Source organism: Methylobacterium sp. WL103 (assembly GCF_008039885.1).
GTDB lineage: Bacteria > Pseudomonadota > Alphaproteobacteria > Rhizobiales > Beijerinckiaceae > Methylobacterium > Methylobacterium cerastii.
On record NZ_VRUX01000737.1, the window covers coordinates 1 to 1,818 of the forward strand.

The 1,818-nt window shown below is 72.0% G+C and carries 2 protein-coding genes and 1 pseudogene; 2 read left to right on the plus strand and 1 reads right to left on the minus strand.

The genetic code is table 11. The features are described 5' to 3' along the window. A pseudogene (locus tag FV222_RS24870) lies at positions 1-444 on the minus strand (glyoxylate/hydroxypyruvate reductase A); the annotation flags it as partial. Between the two features lie 156 nt (positions 445-600). Between FV222_RS24870 and FV222_RS24875 the strand changes: the two are divergent. Together FV222_RS24875 and FV222_RS24880 are read left to right on the plus strand one after the other, a co-directional pair. Continuing rightward, the gene (locus FV222_RS24875; RefSeq protein ID WP_147752930.1) at positions 601-996 is read left to right on the plus strand and encodes a VOC family protein; all 396 of its coding nucleotides are present in this window, start codon (positions 601-603) and stop codon (positions 994-996) included. A gap of 46 nt (positions 997-1,042) precedes the next feature. Continuing rightward, entirely contained in the window at positions 1,043-1,630 is a 588-nt protein-coding gene (locus FV222_RS24880; protein WP_147761401.1) for a histidine phosphatase family protein, read from the plus strand. Positions 1,631-1,818 lie beyond the last annotated feature (188 nt).

Below are 1,818 nucleotides of genomic sequence, written 5' to 3' on the forward strand. Positions count from 1 at the left end.
ACCCATCTCGCCCATGCCGAGGATCGCCACCGGGCGCTGCCCGGCGGCGCGGGCCGGATGCTGGCGCCATTCCCGCCGGCGCTGCTGCGCAGCGTAGACGGGAAGATCGCGGTGCAGGGCGAGCACGGCCGCCGCGACGGTTTCGGCCATCGCGCGGGCCAGGGTCGGATCGACGAGCCGGACGACCGGCACCGGCGGTAGCGTCGCGTCCTGCAACAGGCGCTCGACCCCGGCCCACAGGCTGTGGACCCAGGCTAGGGCCGGCAGGCCGGCGAGCGCCCCCGGCGGCGGGTTGGCGACGATCGCGATGGTGACCGCCGACCGGTCGAAGGCGTCGGCGGCGGTGACGAGGCGCTCGTCCGGCATCGCGCGGGCCAGCGCCTCGCGCCAGGCGGCTTCCTCGTCGGGCGGCTGGCTGGTGGCGAGCAGGATGGGAGCGGTCATGCGGAGCGCCTCGATCGGTCGGCAGGGTCGCCTTGCCTTCTACGGCAAGCGCGCGGGGCTGCCAGCGATGGGGCGCACGGCTTCTGCCCTTTCCATACCGGAGGATCGCGCCACATGTCCGGGAGACCCGAGAACCTTGCCAGCCGCGAGCGAAGAATGGCCAAGCCCGTCCATGCGATGATCCGCGTCCGCGATGAGACGCGCTCCGTCGCCTATTACGAGACGGCCTTCGGGCTCGGGGTGTCCGACCGCTTCGACTTCCCGGATTTCACGTTGGTCTACATGCGCGCGCCGGACTCGCCGTTCGAGATCGAGCTGACGGTGAACAAGGACCGGACCAAGGCCTACGACCTCGGCGACGGCTACGGCCACGTCGCCGTGGTGGTTGAAGACCTAGCAGCCGAGCATGCCCGCTTCACCCGCGAGGGGCTTCCGGCCACCGACGTGAAGACCCTCAAGCACGGCGACGCCGAACTCGGGACGTTCTTCTTCGCCACCGACCCCGACGGCTACAAGATCGAGGTGATCCAGCGCGGCGGCCGCTTCGCCTGACTGTTGTCCTGATCCTTCGCCCGAACCGATGAGACCTTTGACCCGCATGAACGGCCCGACCCGCATCGTCTGCCTCCGACATGGCGAATCGACTTTCAACGCCGCCCACCGCGCCACTGGCCGCGATCCCGACCACCGCGACGCCCGCCTCACCCCGCGCGGCCAGGGGCAGGCGCGCGCGGCGCGGGCGGCGTTGGCCGAGATCCCCTTCGACCTCGTGGTGGTGTCGCCCCTGACACGGGCGATCGAGACCACGGCGCTGGCCTTCGCCGACCATCCGGCCGAGCCGAAGATCCTGGTCGAGGTGCTGCACCGGGAGTGCCAGGAGAGCAGCTGCGACGTCGGCCGGGTCGCCTCGGAGATCGCGGCGGAATTCCCGCATCTCGATGTCGGGCACCTTCCCGAGGTGTGGTGGCACGCCGAGGAGGGCGTCGAGGACGGCCGGCATCCTGTCGAGCCGCGGCACCTGTTCGACCAGCGCGTCGCCGGCTTCCGCGAATGGCTGCGGGCGCGTCCGGAGGCGACCATCGCGGTGGTCGGCCACGGCACGTTCTTCTTCCACCTGACCGGGATCTGGCTCGACAACTGCGAGACCGTGGAGCTCGACCTGGACGCGGCCTCCGCAGCCGCCTGAGGCGCGGCGCCGCTCAGGCGTGGGCGACCGCCCGCGCGGCATCGAGGCGGCCCCGGGCGGCGATGAGGTCCACGTCCGGCGCCTGACGCCCGATCCCCAAGGCGTCGTCGAGGATGTCGACCGCCAGGCTCCAGGCGCCGGGCACGAACGCCGCCGCACCCTCGGCGATCTCGGCGGCGCAGCGCGGG